The organism is Pseudoalteromonas umbrosa (assembly GCF_030125375.1).
GTDB lineage: Bacteria > Pseudomonadota > Gammaproteobacteria > Enterobacterales > Alteromonadaceae > Pseudoalteromonas > Pseudoalteromonas umbrosa.
In genome coordinates, this window is sequence record NZ_JASJUU010000004.1 from 23,009 (window position 1) to 43,288 (window position 20,280).

Here is a 20,280-nt window from a genome sequence, read left to right on the forward strand (position 1 = left end):
TATTTCAAAAGGAGTAAAAAATGCGCGACAAGAAATTGAATATTTTGACTAGAAAGGTTCATTCAAAAGTTTTTGGCGGATCTGTTGGAGGTGGAGGTGGTAACGAACCATTCAAGCCGAAAAAGCTTACAAAAGATAGCCTATTTAAGGTGTCTGGTGGTAATGGGAGTGGTAACAACCCAATTGTTTACCCTAAAGTAGCAGCTTTCCCAGATGATTTTGATGTAAAGGCTACGAAGCCTTAGTGGTAAAGATAGAGGCACTGGTTAGTGCCTCTCTTAGGGAGAAGAAATATGTTTGCTGGCTATTCTGAGCTTCTAAATGAGCTAAACAGTTGGCTGTGGCTTGCCACGATAATTTTGCCATTTTTAGTACTACTTACAAGAAGTGGGAATCGGTCATATTTTGTAGTAGCAGCGGTATGGTGCAGCGTTCAACTATTGAACTTAAAGATAGAAGGTTTCTTATGGGAAACTTCGAAGAACAATCTAATTTACTGGTTTGGCACATGGGCAACCATAGACGCACTGAGCATCATCCTAGTATTGGCCTCACATAAAACTCTTAAAATCAAACTAGGATTTGAAGCTTTTAGTATTTCAATTTGCATAGCTATTCTGGCTTTATTGCAAATTGGGACGTACATAGACGGAGCTGTGTTAAAAACGTATTTGATGAAAGAAGCCTATACAATTGGGGTGAATACAGGGAATTTAGCAAACGCACTTATTCTTTCAGTCCCTTTGCTATCTGTGTGTTTAAACACATTTAAGCAGAGAAGGAGAGCGATGTGATACTTGAGTTACTTTATTTGGCGGTGTTATTTATCTTTATTTTGTATTTGATTATTCAGGTTTTCAAGTGCAAGGTCACAACACTAGACAAAGCAAAAATAGAGATTGAAAAAAGAGTTCAAGACGAGTTTCAAGTTAGATCTCACCAGCTATTAATGAAAAGAGGCGAACTAGAATCCATAAAAGATCCTGATTCAAAATATGATGGGATGATAAGTTGGCGAGAAGAAATTGAGCAATATTACAAGGACTACAATGCTCAAATAGAGTATGAACTAGAACAGTTAAACGTAGTTAGAATTAAGTTTTAGAGGGCATTTAGCCCTCTTTTTTGTTAAGTGTATCAGCCTTAACATTTTCAAATTTTACATCTTCACCAGCGGCCTTTTTTACTGAATATAGTGCAAAACTAATGACTTCGTTAAATTTAATGTTTTTTGATTTTGTCATCCAGCCTAATTCCGCTGTATCAAACAGGAATGAACTCATTCCTTCCACAATAGTTTGATCAGAATAAGTTGAAGCTGTTTTTTTGCCAATGAGTACGTATTGAATGTCCACACCTACTTCAGCCAGTTGCGCTAATTGAACGGCTGTTGGAGATGTAACTCCTTTTTCCCAATCAACTAATGTGCGACGTTTTGCACTTGCTAAAGCTGCAAAATCATCTTGTTTAATACCTAGCCTTTCACGCTCTTCTTTAAGACGAGATCCAATCATGTGCAGATTTCCGCTCAAAAATATTGACATGCGCGGAAATCCGCACAATAATCAACTTAACCTTAACTAAACCTTTCGCTATTGTTCGCCAAAACTTTCCGAAAGGTTTCAACATTCAGGTAATTTACTATGAAAACAGATGAAATCCAACAAGCAATAAAATCAAAGGGCTATACCCAAAGGCTTATTGCCTCAGCTCTCAAAGTTAGAGAATCTAGCGTGTCGCAAGTTATTAACGGTCATTCGTATTCTTCAAGGATCGGAAATTTTATTGCTCAAATCATTGAAAAGCCGGTAGAAGATGTATTCCCCGCGAAGGCCAACGTTAGCCCGCGTCTGACAAAAGATCAGCAAAGCTCAGCGGTAGCACAGTTACAATCGATGTTGCAAATAGCGTCTTAAGGAACTGACAATGGATAATTCGTCACAAATCAGTGTATTAAGTGTTCCATCAAATAAGGCTCTAGCATGTTTCTCTTTACTGCTTTCAAACGCCTTTCAGGTAACAGCGCTTTTGCGGCTAAATGATTTCTCCACCCACAGAGTAGCATTTGAACCCCCAAGCTTGTCTCTTCTGGTGAACGGTCAAACTCATCTATCGACAGGTCGAGGGTAGGCACCATGGCAGCTGCAATATCTGGAGTAAGACATTCTGCGAGTGCGGTTATAAAGGAGTTAAACGCCGATGTAGAGTCATATAGCAAGTCAATAGAGCTATCAATGTCATTATTCATAATAAGGCCAGATTGTTTCGTAAATTTATGTTTAGCACAGCTAGTTAAAGGACTGCTTAATGTGCCACCTCAGTTTGTTAACAACAGCATAGATGCGAGTGCAGCCAACGTACAGGCAAATCTACTGGCAATTATTGCCAGCAAAATTGCCAGCCATAAATTGATTAGGAACTAATAAGAATTAGGTGGCAGTAATGTTTTTATATAGCAGTACATTAGTGGAGAACAATAGCATGTTGAAAAGTGAAGACGCGCCTAAGTGCGATTTAACTTTCATCTTTATGGCTGCACTTAAGCACGCTGAGAATGAAAGTTGTTTTAGCCGTCCATCAATTATTGAAAGGATGAATGAAGCTTTAGGCGGCGAAAAGTCGATAACTAAAGATATATACAGTAAGTGGTTTAGTCTCAGCTCGCCAACAAAATTACCAGCAGAGTTTTTGCCTGCCTTTTGCTGGGCTACACAATCTATAGCACCATTTGCAGCACTATTAGCACCTCTAGAGCATAGCCCTGTAGATGCTCGAAGTGCGGCTGTTGTCGATGCATCTAGAAAGATAATGCAAGGGCAGAAATTGATAGATGAAGGCAACCAAGTACTTACCAAAATTCACCCTCAATCTTTAACCCCACCACATGCCCATAACTCTGTTTGTGAGTTAAGCGACATACAAAAATAGGAACTGAAAATGAGACATATCAAAGACCAAACTATACCCAAAATTCAGGTGGCGGAGCAAAAAAACAGCGATTGGCGTGCGGTGAATTATGCAAATGCGTCAACGCGTTTAATGAGTATGGAGCAGTTAAAAGCCGTAGCAAACAGAATGCAAAGAGGTGCAGCATGACTTTAATCATTAGCAAAATGACACGAGATGATGCAGTAAGACTATCAGAAGGTAAACCACAAGTTCAGTGCAACTGTTGCAAACGAAGTGAAAAGCCTAAGAAGTCAGGTATTGGTGCTGATGAATGGCTAGTTGCTGCTCATGCCAATGGATGGAGAAGACTAAAAAGCGAGCACTTCGATTTTGATTGTGTATGTCCTGATTGCGTTGACGCATTTGCAAGACCAATAAAGGTGGCTGTATGAATATTTCAAAGCATAGAAGTGCATATGTTTACCTAGAAAACGACAAGATCACCGTATGGGTTTGCCCGGATAATGCGGGCTTTGATAAAGGCGGCAAATGGCTTGGTGATTTAATGGAAGACAACTCTCTGTACTTGCACATAGAAGCAAGTAAAGAGAATTGGTACAAGCTGCATAGACAGCTACGCCAATGGTTTAGCCCAGTGACAGTGGAGTGTAGCTAATGAGTAATGAACAATACTTATCACCGCAAGTGCAACGCACTTTAAAAGCCATTGAGCTAATGGCAGGTCATGAAGTGTATGGCATTGAACCTAAAAAATTAGCAAAACTCGTGGGCTGTAGCGGCTCAGACTTAACTCGTGTTCTAGCGAATTTAGAGCATCAAGGCTGGGCCGAAAAACTGACTACAAACACACAGCGTTGGCGGTTGAATAAAAAGCCTGTCCATATCTGCAACACAGTTTCGCACAACTTCACTAGCGCTATCCGTGATCTGCAATTGGAACAAACTAAATACAACGGGGTGACAGCATGAGCCAAGACAATTTAGTTGAGCAAATTGACCACCATGTAGAGCAGAGCCAAAAGTTATTGGAGCAGCAGTACATATTAAAACAAGTGGGCCAAATTCAGGCATTTAATATGGTTGAAAAATTGGCAACCGTTTCCCAATTAAAACTTGTTCAAGGCATTAAAGAGTCTAAGAGTTACAAAGGGTTACCAATTTCTATTGAAGGAAAATTGGAAACAGTTTCCACTTGGAAGCAGTTTTGTCAGTTTTTTTTGGACTTGTCTTATAAAACAGTTGATGAACGTCTTTCAAACCTGAATTCTTTAGGAGAACAGTTTTTTGAGCAAGCCCAAAAAATGGAGTTAGGGTATCGCCATTTAAAATCTTTAAGGGAGCTTCCTGATTCGGATCAAACGTTAGTCGTAGATTCAGAAGCATTTGAAGTTGGTGATAAAGATGCTGTTCGTGAGTTAATCGACGAACTCAAAGAAAAGCACGCAAAAGAAACTGACAAGTTAAAAACTGAACTGGATGCATCAGAACGAATGCTCAATGCGTCTCGAAAATCTGCGGCTGAAAAAGAAGATCAAATTGTTGAGTTAAGAGCGGAAAACGAACATAAGAAATTCAATTCAGAAAGGTGGAAAGGAGAAGCTAAAAGCTTTTTTGAAGCGTTGGCTAAAACTCAAAATCAAATTCGAGATGGTTTTAATCAGATGCTATTGCTTAGCGAGCAGTTAGAGACAATTCAAATCGACGACAAAACTTATGACACTGCTAAATCTGCCTTTTACGCTGACAGCAAAATTTTACTAACTCAGCTCGCTGGTATGTGGAACGAAATCCACCGTACTTACGGCGATTTAGACGACGCAAGACCATCAGCTGACTGGCTCATTGAGTTAGGGTTTGAAGGCACGGAGGTAATGGAATGAACGCATTATCTCTAGAATATTGGGCAGAACAACTGGACCAAGCAGGACACGGTCAAAAAGGCGTGATCCGTGAAAAAGCGTGTGAAACATTAGGGCTAAGTAAAGACGCGTTGTATCGCAGGTTGAGGAGTCTCGGCTGGCAAAGTGGCAAGGCCAAACGCAGTGATGCTGGCAGTACCTCAATGAGCCAAGAGTCTATTAATATGATGGTGTCATTGCTCAGTATTTCTAAACGCGCAAATGGTAAGCGAACCATGAATGTGCCTGTTGCATCAAGCATATTAGAGGCCAATGGTTACACAACATTAAGTACAAGTCAGATCAGCCGTGTACTAGCTCAATATAACGCTAATATTCGCAAGCTAGATTCTGTTGAACCTCATAAGCAACTTCGTAGCTTGGGACCGAATCATGTTCACCAAGTCGACCCGAGTTATTGCCTGCTTTACTACCCACCAAATAGCAGAAAAGGCAAGGTACAACATTACGCAGATCAAGATGAGTTTTATCAGAATAAACCAGAAAACCTAGACAAGATAAAGCACCTCAAACTATGGCGCTATGTGCTAACCGATCATTGGAGCGGCACTATTAGAGTTCGTTATTACCAGGCTTCGGGCGAGACAGTTGCCAACCTATTTGATTTTTTGATGTGGTGTTGGAGTGCTCACGACGGATCATCATTTATGGGGCCGTGTGACTTCTTATACTGGGACAAAGGTAGCGCAAACACGGCTGCGGCTATTAAAAATGTTTTAAAGTGCCTGCAAGTTAAGTTTGAAGAACATAAAGCTAAAAGCCCGCGCGCCAAAGGCTCAGTTGAAAAAGGCAATGACATTGTTGAAACACAATTTGAGTCTCGCTTGTTAATAGAGCCAGTAAATAGCGTTGATGAAATTAACGCTGCTGTGTGGTCTTGGCAAGAGGCGTTTAACGCCAACAAAATTAAAGGTCAAAACTGTAAGCATTCACGTCATAAAATGTCACGACAAGACGCGTGGCTTATGATTTACCAGCCTGAATACAGGCATCGTTTGCGCCAGCTACCAGATCTAAAAATTTGTAGGCTATTGCTGACAAAAACAGGTGATACGCGTGTTGTAACTGGTGAATTGACAGTTTCGTATTTGCACCCAGTTACTAAGTGTTCTTTGAATTATGACCTTAGTTCGCTGGAGCATATCAGTGTCGGTATGAAAGTGGACGTAAGCCCTATAATTATTGGGGAAACACCCGATTTAGTTGTAGGTGTTAAGAGCCCCATGGGTGATGTTATTTATCACCAAATTGCACCAATCAACTATGACGCAGCTGGGTTTCGTGTTGATGCTCCTGTCTTCGGTGAAAACTTTGAAAGCCATGCTGATACCAAAACTCAACAAGCAGTTAAAGCTGCTGACAAGTTAGCCTATCCAAGCATGACTGAAAAGCAAATTGACCAAGCCAAAAAGAAAAAGTCCGCGCCATTTGGTGGCGAGTTAGTAGCTCACTCTCACTTTAAAGATGTCGAGCACGAAACCAGAATCGCGCCAAAGGGCGAAACTATTCAACCAGATAGCCCTGTCACTAAACAACTGAAAGAAGCTCCAAAACGTAAAGGCAAAGTTTTAGATGGACTAGATCTACGCATTATGGTGGCTGAGCGTTTAGGCCGTAATTTGAGACCTACTGAAGTTGATTGGTTATTGCAGCAAGAAATTATTGAAACGGAAGTTAATGAAGTCGTTGAACAATTGCACTTAGGGATTGTGGAGACCCCAGTGCTGAAAATAGCGAGATAGTAGTGAGAATAACAAAGCTTAGCCATGTGTTTGATGTACTGGGAGTTAAGCAAGCCCAAGTAGTAAAAGCATTAGCCTCTGAGGGGCTTACCCTCAGTAAAGCCAGTTTAAGTCGCATCACTAATCATGCTGACTGGCCTATCAACTGTGATGAAATCAATATTAAAAACTCCATCACAAGTTACTTAAAAAGTGTTGGCGCAAATCACGAACAACTGAATGAACTGTTCAGTTGGTATGAGCCAAAAAGAACGAACCACGAGCAAATTGAATTTAATGATCCGGAGCCTGAAATGTTAAACGCAACTGCCAAGAAATTTTTCCAGCTACGCAGAGACCCTTTTGAAAATGAGATCAACTGTGAAGATGACCTGTTTTTAGTTGAATCTCATCAAATGATATTGGAAGACATGCTCATAGCTGCGACGGCTGGCAGCATGATTGCGCTATACGGCGAGTGTGGAAGTGGTAAAACAATCTTAAGAAGGATGTTTGTTCACCAAGTGCAATCGGATCATCCAGATTTAATACTGATACAACCCGCGCGATTAGACCGAAAGAAGATCACCGCTGAGTCCATTTCCACAGCAATTTGTAGAGCACTGCAAATTGGTTATAAGCCAAGCGCAGAAGAACGAGATGCAGCAATTGAAGAAGCTTTAATTGAAAGTGCCAGTAACGGTCATTTGCACCTCATGGTTATTGATGAAGCACATGATTTAAAGCCCGATGTAATCAAGCTTTTAAAACGTATCTGGGAACTAACACATGGATTCAAACGCGTCATGGGGATCGTGCTAATCGGACAAACAGAGCTACATAAAAAACTGAGTGGGCAAAACGTTCGCGAATTCTCTTGGCGTTGTAACCAAATAAAAATGAATCCTTTGGGAGTGCATGTTCCTAGTTACATTAGGCATAAATTGGGGCGTGCAGGGTTAGACACAGACAAGGTTTTCACTGAAGACGCTTTAAGTGCGATCAGAGGTAAGTGCTCTGCGAAAGTCCAGCATGGTCTTGGCCTTGATGAAAGCGATTTAGATCGTTCATTTCCACTCAGCGTTAACACATGGCTAGCTAAAACAATGAACTTAGCAGCTCAAATCGGTGAGAAAAAAATCACTGAATCACTAGTTCTGAAGGTGTAGATGAAATGGAACATGTAGATATCACATTGACTGGGGTAGCCAACGTCAAAATTACTAAGAATGTCACGTTGCCCAAATCTGAAGCCGAGAAGCTCCTTTCGGACGATGGAAAAATTCAAGCCTTGCTTACAAGGCATAACCCAATAGAAGTGAAAAGCTGGGGCCATGTATTTGGGGAAAAGCAACGCGAGTTCACGATCACAAAGCCTGAACCTGGATACTCATGCGCAAATCATTTTTGTGGGTGGGTAGGAATTGAGTCGGACAAAGCTGAAGTTGAAAAGCCTGGTGGATCTGTTTCCACATGCCCTGAATGCGGTGGTAGTAAGTTTTATACATTCCAAAGGGTGGTGCCACGTGGATAAACGTATTTTAGACAAGATCAAAAAGTGTTTAGCGCTGGCTAAGTCTGCCACGAATGAGAACGAAGCTGCTGCCGCTATGCGCTCAGCACAGGCACTTATGGAGAAGCATCGTATTAGTGCTGAAGATGTGGGCTTTTCAAATATTAAAGAAGCGAGTACTCCAGTAAAAATTAGCCGTGTTGTTTCCTACAAAGCTAACTTTATTGGGTTGATTGAGCGCGCTTTTGGTGTCGATGCTCTGCTCTATAGTAGTTTTTTGGGTAGCGAAATCCGCTTTATTGGCATACAGCCACAACCTGAACTAGCCGCATATTGCTGGGATGTATTGTGGCCGAAGATGATTGCAGAACGCTCAGCGTATGTTGCAGCTCAATCAAACCGTTGCAAGCGATCAACGAAAATGGCCAGAGGCGACAAGTTCGCTGAAGGTTGGGTAAACGGAATTTATGCGCAAATAACTGACTTTGCTCGCACCGATGCTGAACAACACCTAGTTGACGCGTATACCAATAAACACTACCCAAGTCGGGGTACAGCTAAAAGCATGACGCGTGGTAAAAAAGCTAATACTGGCAGTGCTGCGCGTGATGGTTATAACGCAGGAAAACAACATTCAATCAACCGCCCAATTAACGGCGAATCTCAACGTAAACTAGCAGTAAGGTGAAGTAATGGAACAGGAATTTTTATTTAATAGCCGTGGTATCAAAGTTCCACTAAGCAAAGTCAGTGAGACTGATAAGGCCCAAAATGATTTGGTGTTAGAGTCAGTGCAGCAAGCAAAGAACCTGAGTGCGGCACATGACGATTTTAAGCGCACTGTTTTCACAGACATCAATAATTTTATAGCTGAAGTGGGCCATAAATACGGTGTAGAAATAGGCGGGAAAAAAGGGAATATCACGCTCACGTCATACGATGGGAAAAGCCGTATAAAAGTAGGTATTGCTGACAACATCACTTTTGGCCCAGAGATATTAGTCGCTAAAGAATTGATTGACTCGGTTATTAATGAGCTTCTAGACCACGTAGGGGAAGAAGCACAATTAATAAAGGACATTGCCCAAGATGCATTCGAGACTAATAAGGAAGGACAATATAGCAAAGCGAAGATCATGAACTTGCGCAGCAAGTACCGTGAAGGTCATAAGTCAGACGAGTGGGCCGCAGCGATGAAAGCACTTGATGATGCTTTTATTCTCTCAAGCACAAAAACCTATGTTGTGTTTCATGAAAAAGATGAGTGGGGGAAATGGCACCAAATCCCGCTCGTTAGTAAATCGCTGTAGGTGGTAACCATGAAAATGAATAAATCACGCTATATACAGTTGATCCATGTTGGTAAAGGCCAATTGGGTTGGGATGACGAACTGTATAGAAGCAACCTAGTTGCATTGACCAAAAAGAATAGCTGTTTAGATATGTCAGTCATCGAGCTGAACAAAGTACTGGAGTTCATGAAATCAAAAGGTTTCAAACCAGTTTCAAATAAGGCCAAAGGCAAGTATTCGCCTAAAACCCGAGATAAAAGTTCTCATACACCATTGGATAAGCTGCGCCAGTTGTGGATTGCGATGAAGTCTCGGGGCTATGTTCGAGATGGATCAGACAATGCCTTATTGAATTGGACGAAAAGCCAAGCAAAGCGACTAAACCACAATGTTGCAATTGAGCGTTTGGAGTGGCTTAAACCAGGCATGACACACGCGCTAATTGAGCAACTAAAACTGTGGTACAAGCGAGAGCTAATTAGCGATTTAGCTGATGTGCTTCCGGCTTTGCATGAATTACCTCTTAATAATGAAGAGAGATTCAAAGCACGTAGCATGCCGTCTATAGGCCAGCTACATAGTTGCAATGTGGAATGGCTAGAGTCTTCGATCGCTTTTATTGGCTTGATGTTGGGAAAATACGGAGAGCAAGGCAATGGAAATTAGCAATCGCAGAGATGATGATCATAAGGCACTGGTTCAGTGGATGGCACACAATCAGGGAGCTGATCACAGCTCTGATATATTTTTACTTGCATTGCTGGAGTTTGTTGCGGCAAGTTCACAAACCAAGTTAAACGAGAGTGATTCATACAAACTTGCACTGTCCGTTGTGGACAATGTGCGCCATGCATTTGGCGGGCAGCAATTGTATATATCTAAAGGAAGAACCCTGGACAGCCTTATTTTAAAAAATAAGGTTTGGAACGAGTTTACAGGTCAAAACCAAGCTGAATTAGCCAGTAAATATAATGTCTCTCTTCCTTATATATACAGAATAGTTCAAAGCATGAGGTTGATTTCCCGTATAAGTAATACAACTGATCAGCCTGATATGTTCCCTGAGCTATATGAATGCATCAACTCTAAGGATCAGGAATGAATAGACGTAAATTTATTGCTTTGTCGTTGATTATGGTGGCGGTGTTAGTTGTAGGTATAGCATCACATAACCCTATTGAGGTTACGCCAGAACCAGAACCAGAACCAAAGGGACGAAATGGGGGACCATCTATACCGCCAGTAACACCTGATTCGACGTGGTTTGAAATATACGTTCATATCAGGGAGGGTGAGTTGCGTAAAAGAGAAGAGGTAAATAATGAAGGACAATAATTTTTTAAATGCGCAAGCAAACAACATGATCTCGCATTTTCTAAACCATAGTGCCTGTGCCACACATGAAGAGGTACTTTCCGCACTTCAACTATTGGGCGACAGGGTTGAAGAAAGGCAACAAGCATTTGCTAGTGATTGGAACGCTGAACAGGCTCCAGCAGCTAAGACGATAAATTAGTATTGGCAATAGCGGCGCGATTTTTTGACCGCCGCTTTTCTGAATGGTTGGTGATATGAAGATTAGTACTAAAGAAGATTACGATATCGCAATGAATCGAGTCAAAAAGCTCATTGATAAGTTCGGCGATAAAGAACCTAGTAAATCTGAGTCGAAAGAGTTGGATAAGCTAGTAGATGCTATAGTTGTTTACGAAAATGAGCATTACCCTTTTTGAAAACCCAAATGCGGTGCGATTTTTTGACCGCCGCACATTTCAAATAATGAAACGGTGTTTTAAATAATGTCTCACTCAATCCCGCACTCTCCCAGATATTCCCAGGGTTTTCGCACAATTACCTATTTAGTTTTCGTACATTAGATCAAGAAACCCGTTGCAGAAATGCAGCGGGTTTTTTGCGTTTAAGTCCCCCGGCAACAACTAAAATAGCTCACTTCACCTTGCACAAAAAGAGCGTACTCACTGCGTTCGCTGTCGCTAACCTTTTGCACGATAAGCGAAGGTGAAGGGGAGCAACCTTCACAGGTTTTGCCCTTTACTCTTTTTAAATACATACATTCCCTCATCAGCGGTCAAAACGGCTCATTTCACCTTGCGCAAATTGAACGTACTCGCTCCGCTCGCTGTCGCTAACCTTTTACACGATAAGCGCAAGCCAGAGCAATTTTAATTAATATGATGATGAGCTCAAAGTTTCTTACTTATAAAGACTGTTTGCTGCATCAAGTTGGACAAAAACTCACGTATCGAACCTACAAAATGCGACATATGAGCGATGTGGAGTGAGGAATAGGTTTATTTTGTGAAGGACTGGTTTGAGGGTGATTGATTGCTGTGAAGGGAAGCGAGGAAGTATATCTACTTCCTCGATAAAAATTAAAGCTCGAAAGGTGCAACGCCAACCGCTTTCATTGTATAGCCAGTTTGCGCTAAGTCACTTTTATGACTTTCTACCTTGATGGTGCCTGTCACGGTTATGGCATCATATAAACTGTCAATTGGAACACCATTTTTGATTTTCACGTGCACGATTTGATTTGGTGGCGGCGGTGGCACATGGATACAAGCTCCAAAGTAAGGCACGAGTAAAAACTCAGTAATGACTTCACTATTGCCTTCAAGAGGAACCACGAAGCCCGGTAAACTAACGCTTTTACCATCAAGTGCTTTTACTACAGGTGCATCTAAATCGGGTTGCACCCAGTTTTTATCATCGCCATCATGGCTAGCAGCTTCCTGATTACTGATCTGCTCGTGGCCTTCAGGAATTAAATCGTCCCAAAAGATCTCTTTAGGTGGTGCCGCTAATATGGATAAAGACATAAGCATCATAGTGAGTGAGACTAACCAAGATGCTAATCGAGTTGAATACATAAAAATCCTCTTAAACTTTGATACTCATGCCATCATTGAGCGAGTAAAAATACGCACGAATAGCAGGAATTGCGCCGATAAATGTACCTGAGACCATAATAACGCCTAGCAAGAGTAGTTCATAGCTGCTGAGCATGGATATTGTGATAGAAATACCAAATTGTGCTTGCAATACACCTTTGCCAATTATTATGAGCGAGTAAAATAGTGCAACGCCTAACATACATCCAAGTGCGGTGATGAGGACTGCTTCACTGGTCATTAAAGCAAATATATGTCTAGGTCTGGCTCCTACAGATCTGAGTATCGCAAGCTCTCTGCGGCGTTGGTTAAGTGATGATAATAAAGTTGTTAGCATACCTAGTAAGCTTATCAATACAACTACACCTGAAAAAAGAAGCAATATCTTTTCTATAATATCTAGCATGCCCCAAAGCTCTCTTAGAGTAACGCCAGGCATAATGGCTGAGAGTGCTTCAGGTTTATATATATTTATATTTCGTCGTATTTGCAATGTGTAGAAAGGAGACTCAAATCCCATTAAGAAAGCGGTAATTTGCTTAGGCTGACCGATCAAATCTCCAGGTTGACTGTTCAGGTTTTCCAAGTTTTGACTCTGGTGGTCGTGGTCGTGGTCGTGGTCGTGGTCGTGGTCGTGGTCGTGGTCGTGGTCGTGGTCCTCAGAGCTGTCTTTGCGCCCGGCGATGTGTTGAGTACTGTGCTTTGGACCATGCATTAACTCAATGGCTTTAAGTGGCACGTGCAATGTTTTATCTACCGGTGTCCCTGTCGGTTCTAAAATACCCACAATCACTAAAGGGTTGTCATCATGATGATGAAAGCTAGTATTACCCATGCCATGCGCAACTACAATCTCTTGCCCTAGGTAGTAGTGGAGCTGCTTTGCAACCTCACTGCCGATAACCACTTCTTGTGCGTTGTGATAAGGCCTACCATGCTCGAATTGCAGCGTTTGTTTACTGCCATAACGATAGTGTCTGAAGTAGTTATCGTCACTGCCAAGTACTGAGAAGCCTTTATGGCTGTCTCCCAAGCTGATTGGGATTGTCCATGCCACGCCTTTTTGTGCTTTGATATATTCATAGCTTTGCCAAGACAGGCCATTATTTGCATGACCAATTCGAAAAACACTGGATAGCAGGAGTTGAATATCTCCTGTGCGTGCACCCACAATCAAATCGGTACCTGAAATTGTATTGCTAAAGCTTTGCTTGGCTTCCTGTCTTACTCTTTCGATTGACAGCAGTAGCATGACACTAATTGCAATGGTAAAGAGGGTAAGAAGCACACTGGCTTTTCGATTTATGATGCTTTTAAATGCGAGGTTGATTAATGTCACAGGCTCGCTCCATTTATGTCTGCTAGGCTGACTTTTCGATCAAATAAAGGTGCAAGACTTGCGTCATGGCTGACGAACAATATTGTCGCCTGATACTGTTGTGCTTGTTCAAAAAGCTGTCTAATAAAAATATCTCTGTTATCTGCGTCTAATGCAGAAGTGGGCTCATCGGCGATAATGAACTCAGGTCGTCCTATGAAAGCACGCGCTGCAGCAACGCGCTGTTGTTGACCAATACTCAGTTCATTTACAGCCCGGTGCTGAGTATTCTTATCTAACCCTAATTCATCGAGTAATCGCGTTGCTTGCGATGTTGCAGTGGCGCCCTCAGTTTTTAAGTTTGCTTGCCTACGTTTAGAAAAATTACAGCCTAAGACAACGTTATCTATTGGGCTTAAATAAGGCAGCAAGTTAAAGTTTTGAAAAATAGTGCCAATGTGATCGGCTCTAAACTTGTCTCTTTTAGCGTCATTTAGTGCGCTAAGATCTTCATTCAATATTTTTATATTGCCTTGCTGGGCGCACTGAATGCCTGCAAGCAAGCTGAGTAATGTTGATTTGCCACTGCCACTGGGGCCATGCAAAAACAGTCGCTCGCCGGTTTTTATTTGTAGGTCTTTGATTTGTAGTGTCGGGTTGGATTGCCCCGGCCAGCTGAACGTGAGATCTGATATTTGGATCATGTAACCATCTCTTAGTACCGAGTTTTGTTCATGTTAGCGTAGAACAACGCAGGACTAAACTAAGTTTCGCTAGGTTGGTCTAGTATTGCGTTAAACAATTGTGATTTTGGTTGTGCTCGATTATCATACCCCCTCTAACCCCCTCTGTATTATGCGTCCTTTAGCAAGATGCAGCCGTTCTCTATGGAGATACAATGAGTAGCTACAAAGTTCTAGACGTCAATGACGATCTACCAATTCGCACTAAAGGTGCAGTTCACAGTGGTAAAGTTCGCTCGGTTTATTGGTTAACCGATCAAGACAGCGCCAGATTAATCGAAGAAAAAGGCTATGATGTTCCTAAAGGTACTGAGCTTGCGATCATGGTTATTTCAGATCGTATTTCTGCGTTCGATTGTATCTGGCAAGGTGAAAATGGCTTAAATGGTGTACCAGGTAAAGGTATTGCACTAAACAGCGTTGCAGCCCACTGGTTTAAATTATTTGATGAAGCAGGTCTTGCCGGTAATCATATTGTTGATATTCCTCACCCATACGTGTGGATTGTTCGCAAAGCGAGTACCGTTCGTGTTGAGGCAATTGCCAGACAATACATTACAGGCAGCATGTGGCGTGACTACAGCAAAGGCATTCGAGATTTCTGCGGTATTCAACTGCCAGAAGGCCTAGAAGCTCACCAGAAATTAGAAGAAGTACTTATTACACCTTCGACTAAAGGTATTATTTCGGGTGTTGAAGGTGTGCCAGAAGTTGATGATGTAAATATTACGCGTGCTAATATCACTGACAACCTAGATGCATTCAATTTTAAATCAGCTGATGATGTTACACGTTATGAGCAGTTACTCAGTGAAGGCTTTAATCTGATTTCTAAAGAGTTAAATGAACTTGATCAAATCTTCGTTGATACCAAGTTTGAGTTTGGCTATGTTGAAGACTCAGATGGTAAAACTCGCTTAATTTACATAGACGAAGTTGGTACGCCAGACTCTTCTCGAATTTGGGATGGCCCAGCTTATCGCGATGGCAAGATTGTGGAAAACTCGAAAGAAGGCTTCCGCCAGTTATTAATTAACAATGTGCCAGACAGTGACGTATTGCTAAATAAAGACCGTATGCCTGAAAGAGAATCTTTGGCTCAGTCTTATAAATTACCACAAGATGTGATGATGTCTGTATCAGACACATATGTTGGCATTGCGAGTAAAATTGTTGGCAAAGATCTTGCCATCCCTAAAGACCCTCGTGCAGAGGTCATCGCTATTCTTGATGAGCAATATGCTCTTATAGACTAGTGTTTAAAGATGCCTAGCAGTCAAGTATTTAACTGATTGCTAGGTATTCGTGCTCCCTTCTTCGATTTTCTTTCCCTAGTAACTGTACTGAGCAATACAACATCACCGAGTAGAGAGTTACTCATTGTTCCAAGACCGTTATTGATAAAGAGTATTTATTGTTAAGTGCGTTTTTAAGTATTAAATATTCGTTTTTTCTCAACTAGAGCACACGATTTGATGGCTTTCAGCTATATTTTTAATGGCAAGCATCGATTTATTTTTGGCAAGTAATAGTAGCAACGTGACGAGTGTTGAAATAAATGAAATATATTACTAAAAATAACGGTCTATAAGTTGGATTAGCCATAACTGTGTATCAATGAATGCTTAATATAAACCAAGTAATTGGGACTATATATTACCGTCAGCAATATCTACTCATTGATATCTGAAAGGAACATTATGGGCACAAGTTTTAAAAACCGAATTATTATCCTGTGCGTTGGCCTCGTTTTAATAACGGCGATAGCCAGCCTTGCGGGCTTTTGGTGGTCGACGAGCGAGTTTAAAGAGCGGCAAGTACAACAGGATATTCAAAAAGCGCAAAGCGTTTATCAGCAGTATTTAGTTGCCAGAGAAAGGTTACTGGTGACGGCTGCGTCCGTTTTGACTCAGGATTTTGGCTTCAAACAAGCTGTTGCCACCAGGGACGCTTCTACGATAAGTAGTGTGCTTTATAACCACAGTCAGCGAATCAATGCTGAGCTGATGTTGCTCTTGGATATGCGCGGTAAACTTATTTCCACCAATCAAAACCAGCTTGAGTTACCGCAAGATATGCGACCGTTAGTGAAGGAGTTACTGGCACATGAGGAGCGCTCTGCGTTTGTGGTATTAGATAAAAAGTTGTATCAGGCCATAATCTTGCCAGTTAAAGCGCCCAGAACCATTGCCTTTACGATTGTTGGCTTTGTTGTTGATGAACCCATAGCACAGCAGTTAAAAGGGCTTACGGGGATGGAGATGAGCTTTATTAGCCAAGGTGAGCGCATGAAAGCGAGTTCTATTCAATTACCCGAAGATAGGGATCTATTTACTTATTTGCATGAACAAAAAATTAGCCGCTGGTTTGGTGAATACCCTCTTTATGTGAATGCGGAAGTTGCTTTGCCTTCTTTAACGAAAGCTCCTGTTAGTTTGGTGCTTAGCGCTGATTTGCGCGCTGAATATGAAGAGTTTGATCAACTTGTTCTGACTATAGTATTTCTCTCTTGTATTACGATGTTGTTTGGTTTTATTGCCAGTGGTTTTTTAGCGCGTAATTTGGCGACGCCACTTCAGCAACTTACAGTTATGGCGAGACGTTTTGCTAAAGGTGATTATCACGCACAAATTCACGAGACACGTCCAACTAAGGAGATATGCCAATTAGTTGATGCATTCCATGAGATGGGGGATGACATTCAAGCCAGGGAGAAGAAGATTCGCTACCAAGCGAGCCATGATGTTTTGACGGGATTCTATAATCGAACATCGGCATTACCGATATTAGATGCTCTATTCTCTACTGAGCAGGTTTATTATCTGCTTGTACTTGATATTAAAGGGCTTCGGCACATTAACGATAAATTAGGTCCTCGTATAGGGGATAGCTGTATTCAAGCGGTTGCAGAGCGAATAGAGCAGGTAACAGCTGATTTTGAGGGGCTTAATGTAAGACTTGGTGGAGATGAGTTTTTAACGGTACTGTTGGCCAAACCTGACTCAACGATGGAGCAATGTGTCGACAGCTTTTTGAATAAGCTTAACCCCAGTTATACGGTCCACAATTTTGATATAAATTTACGCTTTAGTGTCGGTGTGGTGCATATTCCTGAGCAAGCTGATAACGCGGATGATAGTATCCGACGTGCTTTAATCGCAGCAGACAATGCATCTCATGGCGCAGACGATGTCTATTTTTATCAAACGGGAGAAGACGAGGCATATTTAGAGAGGTTAGAAATTGTCGATGAGCTTAAGCAAGCCTTGGAAGCAGACGATGGGCAGCTTTTTATGACATTTCAACCTAAGTTGAATATGCGCACAGGTGTTGTCGATAAAGTGGAGTCTTTGATACGTTGGAAGCGTACTAATGGAGATTGGGTTTCACCTGAATTATTTATAGACCTTGCAGAGCAGTCAGGTTTGATAGTTGATTTAACACAATGGGTATTACGTACAGTTGTGTCTCAGATATCAGTGTGGTCAGCGCAAGGTCTTACAATGAAAGCTGCTATTAATGTATCAGCGCAAGATATTGCTGATGTTGAGTTTATCCCTCATCTTTTGGCTATGTTAAAAACATATTCTGTGCCTGCCAATCTCATCACTATTGAGCTTACTGAGCGTGATATGATTGAAAATGAGGAGAAAGGGATAGCCGCTTTGATCGCGTTAAAAGAGATAGGTGTGCATATCTCTCTAGATGATTACGGTGTTGGACAAACATCTTTAGGGCGCCTCAAAATGTTGCCAATTGATGAGCTGAAACTCGATAAGGTGTTTATTTTAAAGCTAGCTGGTTCGCATCAGGATCAATGCATTGTTCGCTCTACAATCAGCTTAGGGCATCAGCTTGGTTTTTCTGTTGTTGCAGAAGGAGTTGAGGATGTAGAGTCATTAAAACTATTGGAAGAAATGAAGTGTGACTATGCGCAAGGTTACTACTTAAGTCGTCCATTAAAGGCGGATGACTTTACTCAGTGGTTGGGACAACATCATAAAGCCGTATAAATATGCTCAGAGTACGGTTTCAAGCGTTTCAGTAATTGCTTTAGGAGTAACGTCTCTTATCATGAGTGATTTAGATAACGACATTGAATTATGGTGTAGTGCTATTAAATTTTCTTGTTTTGGGGCGACAGTCGTCCAAGGAGAGGTGCCTTGACCAATAACGGCAATACACGGCGTCCCGCACGCAGAGGCAATATGCATAGGACCAGAGTCAATAGAAATCATAGCGTCCATAGCACCGATGGTATCAATTAATATATCCAGTGACATTAAGCCAGCTAGGTTGGTTATTTTTTCTCTGTTTTTGCCCGCCTTAAATTGGAGTGTTTCCATTTCCTCTCTCTCCGCTTTATCACCTAATAAATATAAATGTATATCATCACGCATGGCTAAATTGCTGATTAGTTCTAGCGACAAGTCGTGTGGGTAATGACGGTCCCCTTTAACTGAACCACCAAGATAGAGCGCGATATTGCGTTTTTTACTTAAAGCGCATGTTGTTTTTTTAGGTATTAACTTTGGAGTATTAAATTGCTCGAAGGGCTGACCATGAGGGATGTTGATAAGCTGGCAATAGCGGTAAATATAGTGCTCAGATTGATTGAGTTTTAATGCGTGGCTCAGTAGTGGGCTTCTTGCATTTTGTGCATAGCCTATAATGGTCTTAACACCAGCAATCTTGAGCAGTAGTGCTTCTCGAAGCGAACCGCGCAATAACACTGCGATGGAAATATCAAGCAGCTTTAGCTCTTTGGCCACTTTTAAAAAGCTATGCTTTTTTTCGTCATCATAGCGTTTATCACTAATAAACTCGGTGCCGTAATGCGCAGCGCGAGTGAATAAGTGTGACATAAATGGCCTGCCCAGCACGTAAACTCGTTGCGTTGGATATAGTTTTTTCAAAAGCTCTAAAGCTGGTAGGGTATTGATTGCATCGCCGATAAACTTTGGCAATACAACTAAGACAGCGCCATCTACTTGACTTGAATCAATGATTTGATTGCCCATAAACATTATTTGAGATATGCATTAAAGCCCCCTAGTATAGCGCTTGCGATGCTGGAATTTAACTGAAACTAATTAAATAAGTGTTCGAAATGGTAAAAAACTTAAAAAGTAGTCAGTGGTTGTACGAAAATAGAGAAGATGTGATTATTCTTGATGCAGGGATCGTGAAGCCCGGTGAGTCAGGTGACTATCAGCCTGCAGCGATTATTCCTGGTGCACTTCGATTTGATATAAGTTATACCTTCAGTGACCATGCATCTACACTTCCTAACATGATGTGCTCAAGCAGAGTTTTTCAAGCTGAGGCCAAGCAACTGGGGATAAATAACTCGGATACGCTCATTGTATATGACGATAAAGGTTTGTTTAGTGCTGCACGTGCGTGGTGGATGTTTAAATCAATGGGGTTTGAGCATGTATATGTGTTAGATGGAGGATTAAAGCATTGGCAAGCGTGTGGTTTTGATACTGTCTCTGACTATGCTAGTGCTCACAGTCTTGGTAATTTTATTGCAAAGCCAAAGCCGCATTTTTTCATAAACCATAAAGCAGTCCTGACCGGAATTAATTGCCAAGATACTTTACTGTTTGATGCCAGAGGCCCAACACGGTTTGAAGGTTCAGGAAGTGAACCTCGTCAAGGACGTCAAGGTCATATCCCCAATAGTGTTAATTTGCCCTATAGCAGTTTGTTGACTGAAGAAGGGTTGTTAAAACCCATCTCTAAAATAGCTGATCGCATAGTATCGCTAGGCGCAGAGCACAACAAAACAACGCTCCAATTTAGCTGTGGTTCAGGAGTCACTGCATGTATTTTGGCTTTAGTCGCGACAGAGTGCGGTTATACACGCTTACAGGTATATGATGGCTCGTGGAGTGAATGGAGCAAGCTAGAAGGAGTCCCGGTAGAGGTAGGCCCTTCATAGTCAAG

29 protein-coding genes are annotated in these 20,280 nt (G+C 41.6%); 23 read left to right on the plus strand and 6 right to left on the minus strand.

Features of this window, described 5'->3' with window-relative positions:
• Positions 1-20 precede the first annotated feature (20 nt).
• Genes QNM16_RS14960 through QNM16_RS14970 form a run of 3 tightly spaced genes read left to right on the plus strand, consistent with a single transcriptional unit; the run spans position 21 to position 1,105 of the window.
• The gene (locus tag QNM16_RS14960) at positions 21-245 is read left to right on the plus strand and encodes a hypothetical protein (protein ID WP_284021261.1); all 225 of its coding nucleotides are present in this window, start codon (positions 21-23) and stop codon (positions 243-245) included.
• A 48-nt stretch (positions 246-293) separates the two neighbouring features.
• Positions 294-794 (plus strand): hypothetical protein, encoded by a 501-nt coding sequence (locus tag QNM16_RS14965; protein ID WP_284021262.1) that lies wholly within the window; start codon positions 294-296, stop codon positions 792-794.
• Positions 791-1,105: a hypothetical protein gene (locus QNM16_RS14970; protein WP_284021263.1), complete on the plus strand. Its 315-nt coding sequence runs from the start codon at positions 791-793 to the stop codon at positions 1,103-1,105. Before QNM16_RS14965 ends, QNM16_RS14970 begins: the two co-directional genes overlap by 4 nt.
• 7 nt (positions 1,106-1,112) lie before the next feature.
• Here the strand turns inward: QNM16_RS14970 and QNM16_RS14975 are convergent, their stop codons facing one another.
• A complete protein-coding gene (locus QNM16_RS14975) occupies positions 1,113-1,514 on the minus strand; it encodes a helix-turn-helix domain-containing protein (protein WP_284021264.1) in 402 nt (133 codons plus the stop codon).
• A 129-nt stretch (positions 1,515-1,643) separates the two neighbouring features.
• On the opposite strand from QNM16_RS14975, the gene QNM16_RS14980 reads away from it, so the two are divergent.
• On the plus strand, positions 1,644-1,916 hold the full coding sequence (locus QNM16_RS14980) for a DNA-binding protein (protein ID WP_284021265.1): 273 nt from the start codon (positions 1,644-1,646) through the stop codon (positions 1,914-1,916).
• Between the two features lie 29 nt (positions 1,917-1,945).
• Here QNM16_RS14980 and QNM16_RS14985 read toward each other — a convergent pair whose 3' ends face one another.
• Positions 1,946-2,248, minus strand: coding sequence for a hypothetical protein (locus QNM16_RS14985; protein ID WP_284021266.1), 303 nt, complete (start codon positions 2,246-2,248; stop codon positions 1,946-1,948).
• Between the two features lie 194 nt (positions 2,249-2,442).
• On the opposite strand from QNM16_RS14985, the gene QNM16_RS14990 reads away from it, so the two are divergent.
• From QNM16_RS14990 to QNM16_RS15065, 16 genes are read left to right on the plus strand one after another with little or no spacing between them, the layout of a single operon-like run.
• Positions 2,443-2,928, plus strand: coding sequence for a hypothetical protein (locus tag QNM16_RS14990; protein WP_284021267.1), 486 nt, complete (start codon positions 2,443-2,445; stop codon positions 2,926-2,928).
• A 9-nt stretch (positions 2,929-2,937) separates the two neighbouring features.
• Positions 2,938-3,096: a hypothetical protein gene (locus QNM16_RS14995; protein ID WP_284021268.1), complete on the plus strand. Its 159-nt coding sequence runs from the start codon at positions 2,938-2,940 to the stop codon at positions 3,094-3,096.
• A complete protein-coding gene (locus QNM16_RS15000) occupies positions 3,093-3,341 on the plus strand; it encodes a hypothetical protein (RefSeq protein ID WP_284021269.1) in 249 nt (82 codons plus the stop codon). Before QNM16_RS14995 ends, QNM16_RS15000 begins: the two co-directional genes overlap by 4 nt.
• A complete protein-coding gene (locus tag QNM16_RS15005) occupies positions 3,338-3,565 on the plus strand; it encodes a hypothetical protein (protein ID WP_284021270.1) in 228 nt (75 codons plus the stop codon). Before QNM16_RS15000 ends, QNM16_RS15005 begins: the two co-directional genes overlap by 4 nt.
• Positions 3,565-3,879 (plus strand): hypothetical protein, encoded by a 315-nt coding sequence (locus QNM16_RS15010; protein WP_284021271.1) that lies wholly within the window; start codon positions 3,565-3,567, stop codon positions 3,877-3,879. The genes QNM16_RS15005 and QNM16_RS15010 overlap by 1 nt, the downstream gene beginning before the upstream one ends.
• Positions 3,876-4,790, plus strand: coding sequence for a hypothetical protein (locus QNM16_RS15015; protein WP_284021272.1), 915 nt, complete (start codon positions 3,876-3,878; stop codon positions 4,788-4,790). The genes QNM16_RS15010 and QNM16_RS15015 overlap by 4 nt, the downstream gene beginning before the upstream one ends.
• A complete protein-coding gene (locus tag QNM16_RS15020) occupies positions 4,787-6,571 on the plus strand; it encodes a hypothetical protein (protein WP_284021273.1) in 1,785 nt (594 codons plus the stop codon). Before QNM16_RS15015 ends, QNM16_RS15020 begins: the two co-directional genes overlap by 4 nt.
• A 2-nt stretch (positions 6,572-6,573) precedes the next feature.
• The gene (locus tag QNM16_RS15025) at positions 6,574-7,719 is read left to right on the plus strand and encodes an ExeA family protein (RefSeq protein WP_284021274.1); all 1,146 of its coding nucleotides are present in this window, start codon (positions 6,574-6,576) and stop codon (positions 7,717-7,719) included.
• 5 nt (positions 7,720-7,724) lie between these two features.
• Positions 7,725-8,084 (plus strand): hypothetical protein, encoded by a 360-nt coding sequence (locus QNM16_RS15030; RefSeq protein WP_284021275.1) that lies wholly within the window; start codon positions 7,725-7,727, stop codon positions 8,082-8,084.
• On the plus strand, positions 8,077-8,751 hold the full coding sequence (locus QNM16_RS15035; RefSeq protein WP_284021276.1) for a DUF7168 domain-containing protein: 675 nt from the start codon (positions 8,077-8,079) through the stop codon (positions 8,749-8,751). Before QNM16_RS15030 ends, QNM16_RS15035 begins: the two co-directional genes overlap by 8 nt.
• A 4-nt stretch (positions 8,752-8,755) precedes the next feature.
• The gene (locus tag QNM16_RS15040; protein WP_284021277.1) at positions 8,756-9,373 is read left to right on the plus strand and encodes a DUF3164 family protein; all 618 of its coding nucleotides are present in this window, start codon (positions 8,756-8,758) and stop codon (positions 9,371-9,373) included.
• Positions 9,374-9,382: 9 nt separating this feature from the next.
• Positions 9,383-10,021, plus strand: a complete 639-nt coding sequence (locus QNM16_RS15045) for a gp16 family protein (protein ID WP_284021278.1) — start codon at positions 9,383-9,385, stop codon at positions 10,019-10,021.
• The gene (locus tag QNM16_RS15050) at positions 10,011-10,457 is read left to right on the plus strand and encodes a Mor transcription activator family protein (RefSeq protein WP_284021279.1); all 447 of its coding nucleotides are present in this window, start codon (positions 10,011-10,013) and stop codon (positions 10,455-10,457) included. The genes QNM16_RS15045 and QNM16_RS15050 overlap by 11 nt, the downstream gene beginning before the upstream one ends.
• The gene (locus QNM16_RS15055; protein ID WP_284021280.1) at positions 10,454-10,690 is read left to right on the plus strand and encodes a hypothetical protein; all 237 of its coding nucleotides are present in this window, start codon (positions 10,454-10,456) and stop codon (positions 10,688-10,690) included. The genes QNM16_RS15050 and QNM16_RS15055 overlap by 4 nt, the downstream gene beginning before the upstream one ends.
• Entirely contained in the window at positions 10,677-10,871 is a 195-nt protein-coding gene (locus QNM16_RS15060) for a hypothetical protein (RefSeq protein WP_284021281.1), read from the plus strand. The genes QNM16_RS15055 and QNM16_RS15060 overlap by 14 nt, the downstream gene beginning before the upstream one ends.
• Before the next feature lie 55 nt (positions 10,872-10,926).
• Positions 10,927-11,088, plus strand: coding sequence for a hypothetical protein (locus QNM16_RS15065; protein WP_284021282.1), 162 nt, complete (start codon positions 10,927-10,929; stop codon positions 11,086-11,088).
• 660 nt (positions 11,089-11,748) lie between these two features.
• Here QNM16_RS15065 and QNM16_RS15070 read toward each other — a convergent pair.
• The 3 genes from QNM16_RS15070 to QNM16_RS15080 are packed head-to-tail and all read right to left on the minus strand — an operon-like array spanning position 11,749 to position 14,289.
• Positions 11,749-12,204 (minus strand): DUF3299 domain-containing protein, encoded by a 456-nt coding sequence (locus tag QNM16_RS15070; RefSeq protein WP_284021625.1) that lies wholly within the window; start codon positions 12,202-12,204, stop codon positions 11,749-11,751.
• Between the two features lie 52 nt (positions 12,205-12,256).
• Positions 12,257-13,606: an ABC transporter permease gene (locus tag QNM16_RS15075; protein ID WP_284021283.1), complete on the minus strand. Its 1,350-nt coding sequence runs from the start codon at positions 13,604-13,606 to the stop codon at positions 12,257-12,259.
• Positions 13,603-14,289: an ABC transporter ATP-binding protein gene (locus tag QNM16_RS15080; protein ID WP_284021284.1), complete on the minus strand. Its 687-nt coding sequence runs from the start codon at positions 14,287-14,289 to the stop codon at positions 13,603-13,605. The genes QNM16_RS15075 and QNM16_RS15080 overlap by 4 nt, the downstream gene beginning before the upstream one ends.
• A 194-nt stretch (positions 14,290-14,483) precedes the next feature.
• On the opposite strand from QNM16_RS15080, the gene QNM16_RS15085 reads away from it, so the two are divergent.
• On the plus strand, positions 14,484-15,584 hold the full coding sequence (locus tag QNM16_RS15085) for a phosphoribosylaminoimidazolesuccinocarboxamide synthase (RefSeq protein ID WP_284021285.1): 1,101 nt from the start codon (positions 14,484-14,486) through the stop codon (positions 15,582-15,584).
• A gap of 444 nt (positions 15,585-16,028) precedes the next feature.
• Positions 16,029-18,341 carry a bifunctional diguanylate cyclase/phosphodiesterase gene (locus QNM16_RS15090; protein ID WP_284021286.1) on the plus strand — a complete coding sequence of 771 codons (2,313 nt, stop codon included), beginning with the start codon at positions 16,029-16,031 and terminating at the stop codon, positions 18,339-18,341.
• A 6-nt stretch (positions 18,342-18,347) separates the two neighbouring features.
• Here the strand turns inward: QNM16_RS15090 and QNM16_RS15095 are convergent, their stop codons facing one another.
• Positions 18,348-19,349, minus strand: coding sequence for a glycosyltransferase family 9 protein (locus QNM16_RS15095; protein ID WP_284021287.1), 1,002 nt, complete (start codon positions 19,347-19,349; stop codon positions 18,348-18,350).
• Between the two features lie 89 nt (positions 19,350-19,438).
• Between QNM16_RS15095 and QNM16_RS15100 the strand changes: the two genes are divergently transcribed.
• Entirely contained in the window at positions 19,439-20,275 is an 837-nt protein-coding gene (locus tag QNM16_RS15100; RefSeq protein ID WP_284021288.1) for a sulfurtransferase, read from the plus strand.
• Positions 20,276-20,280 lie beyond the last annotated feature (5 nt).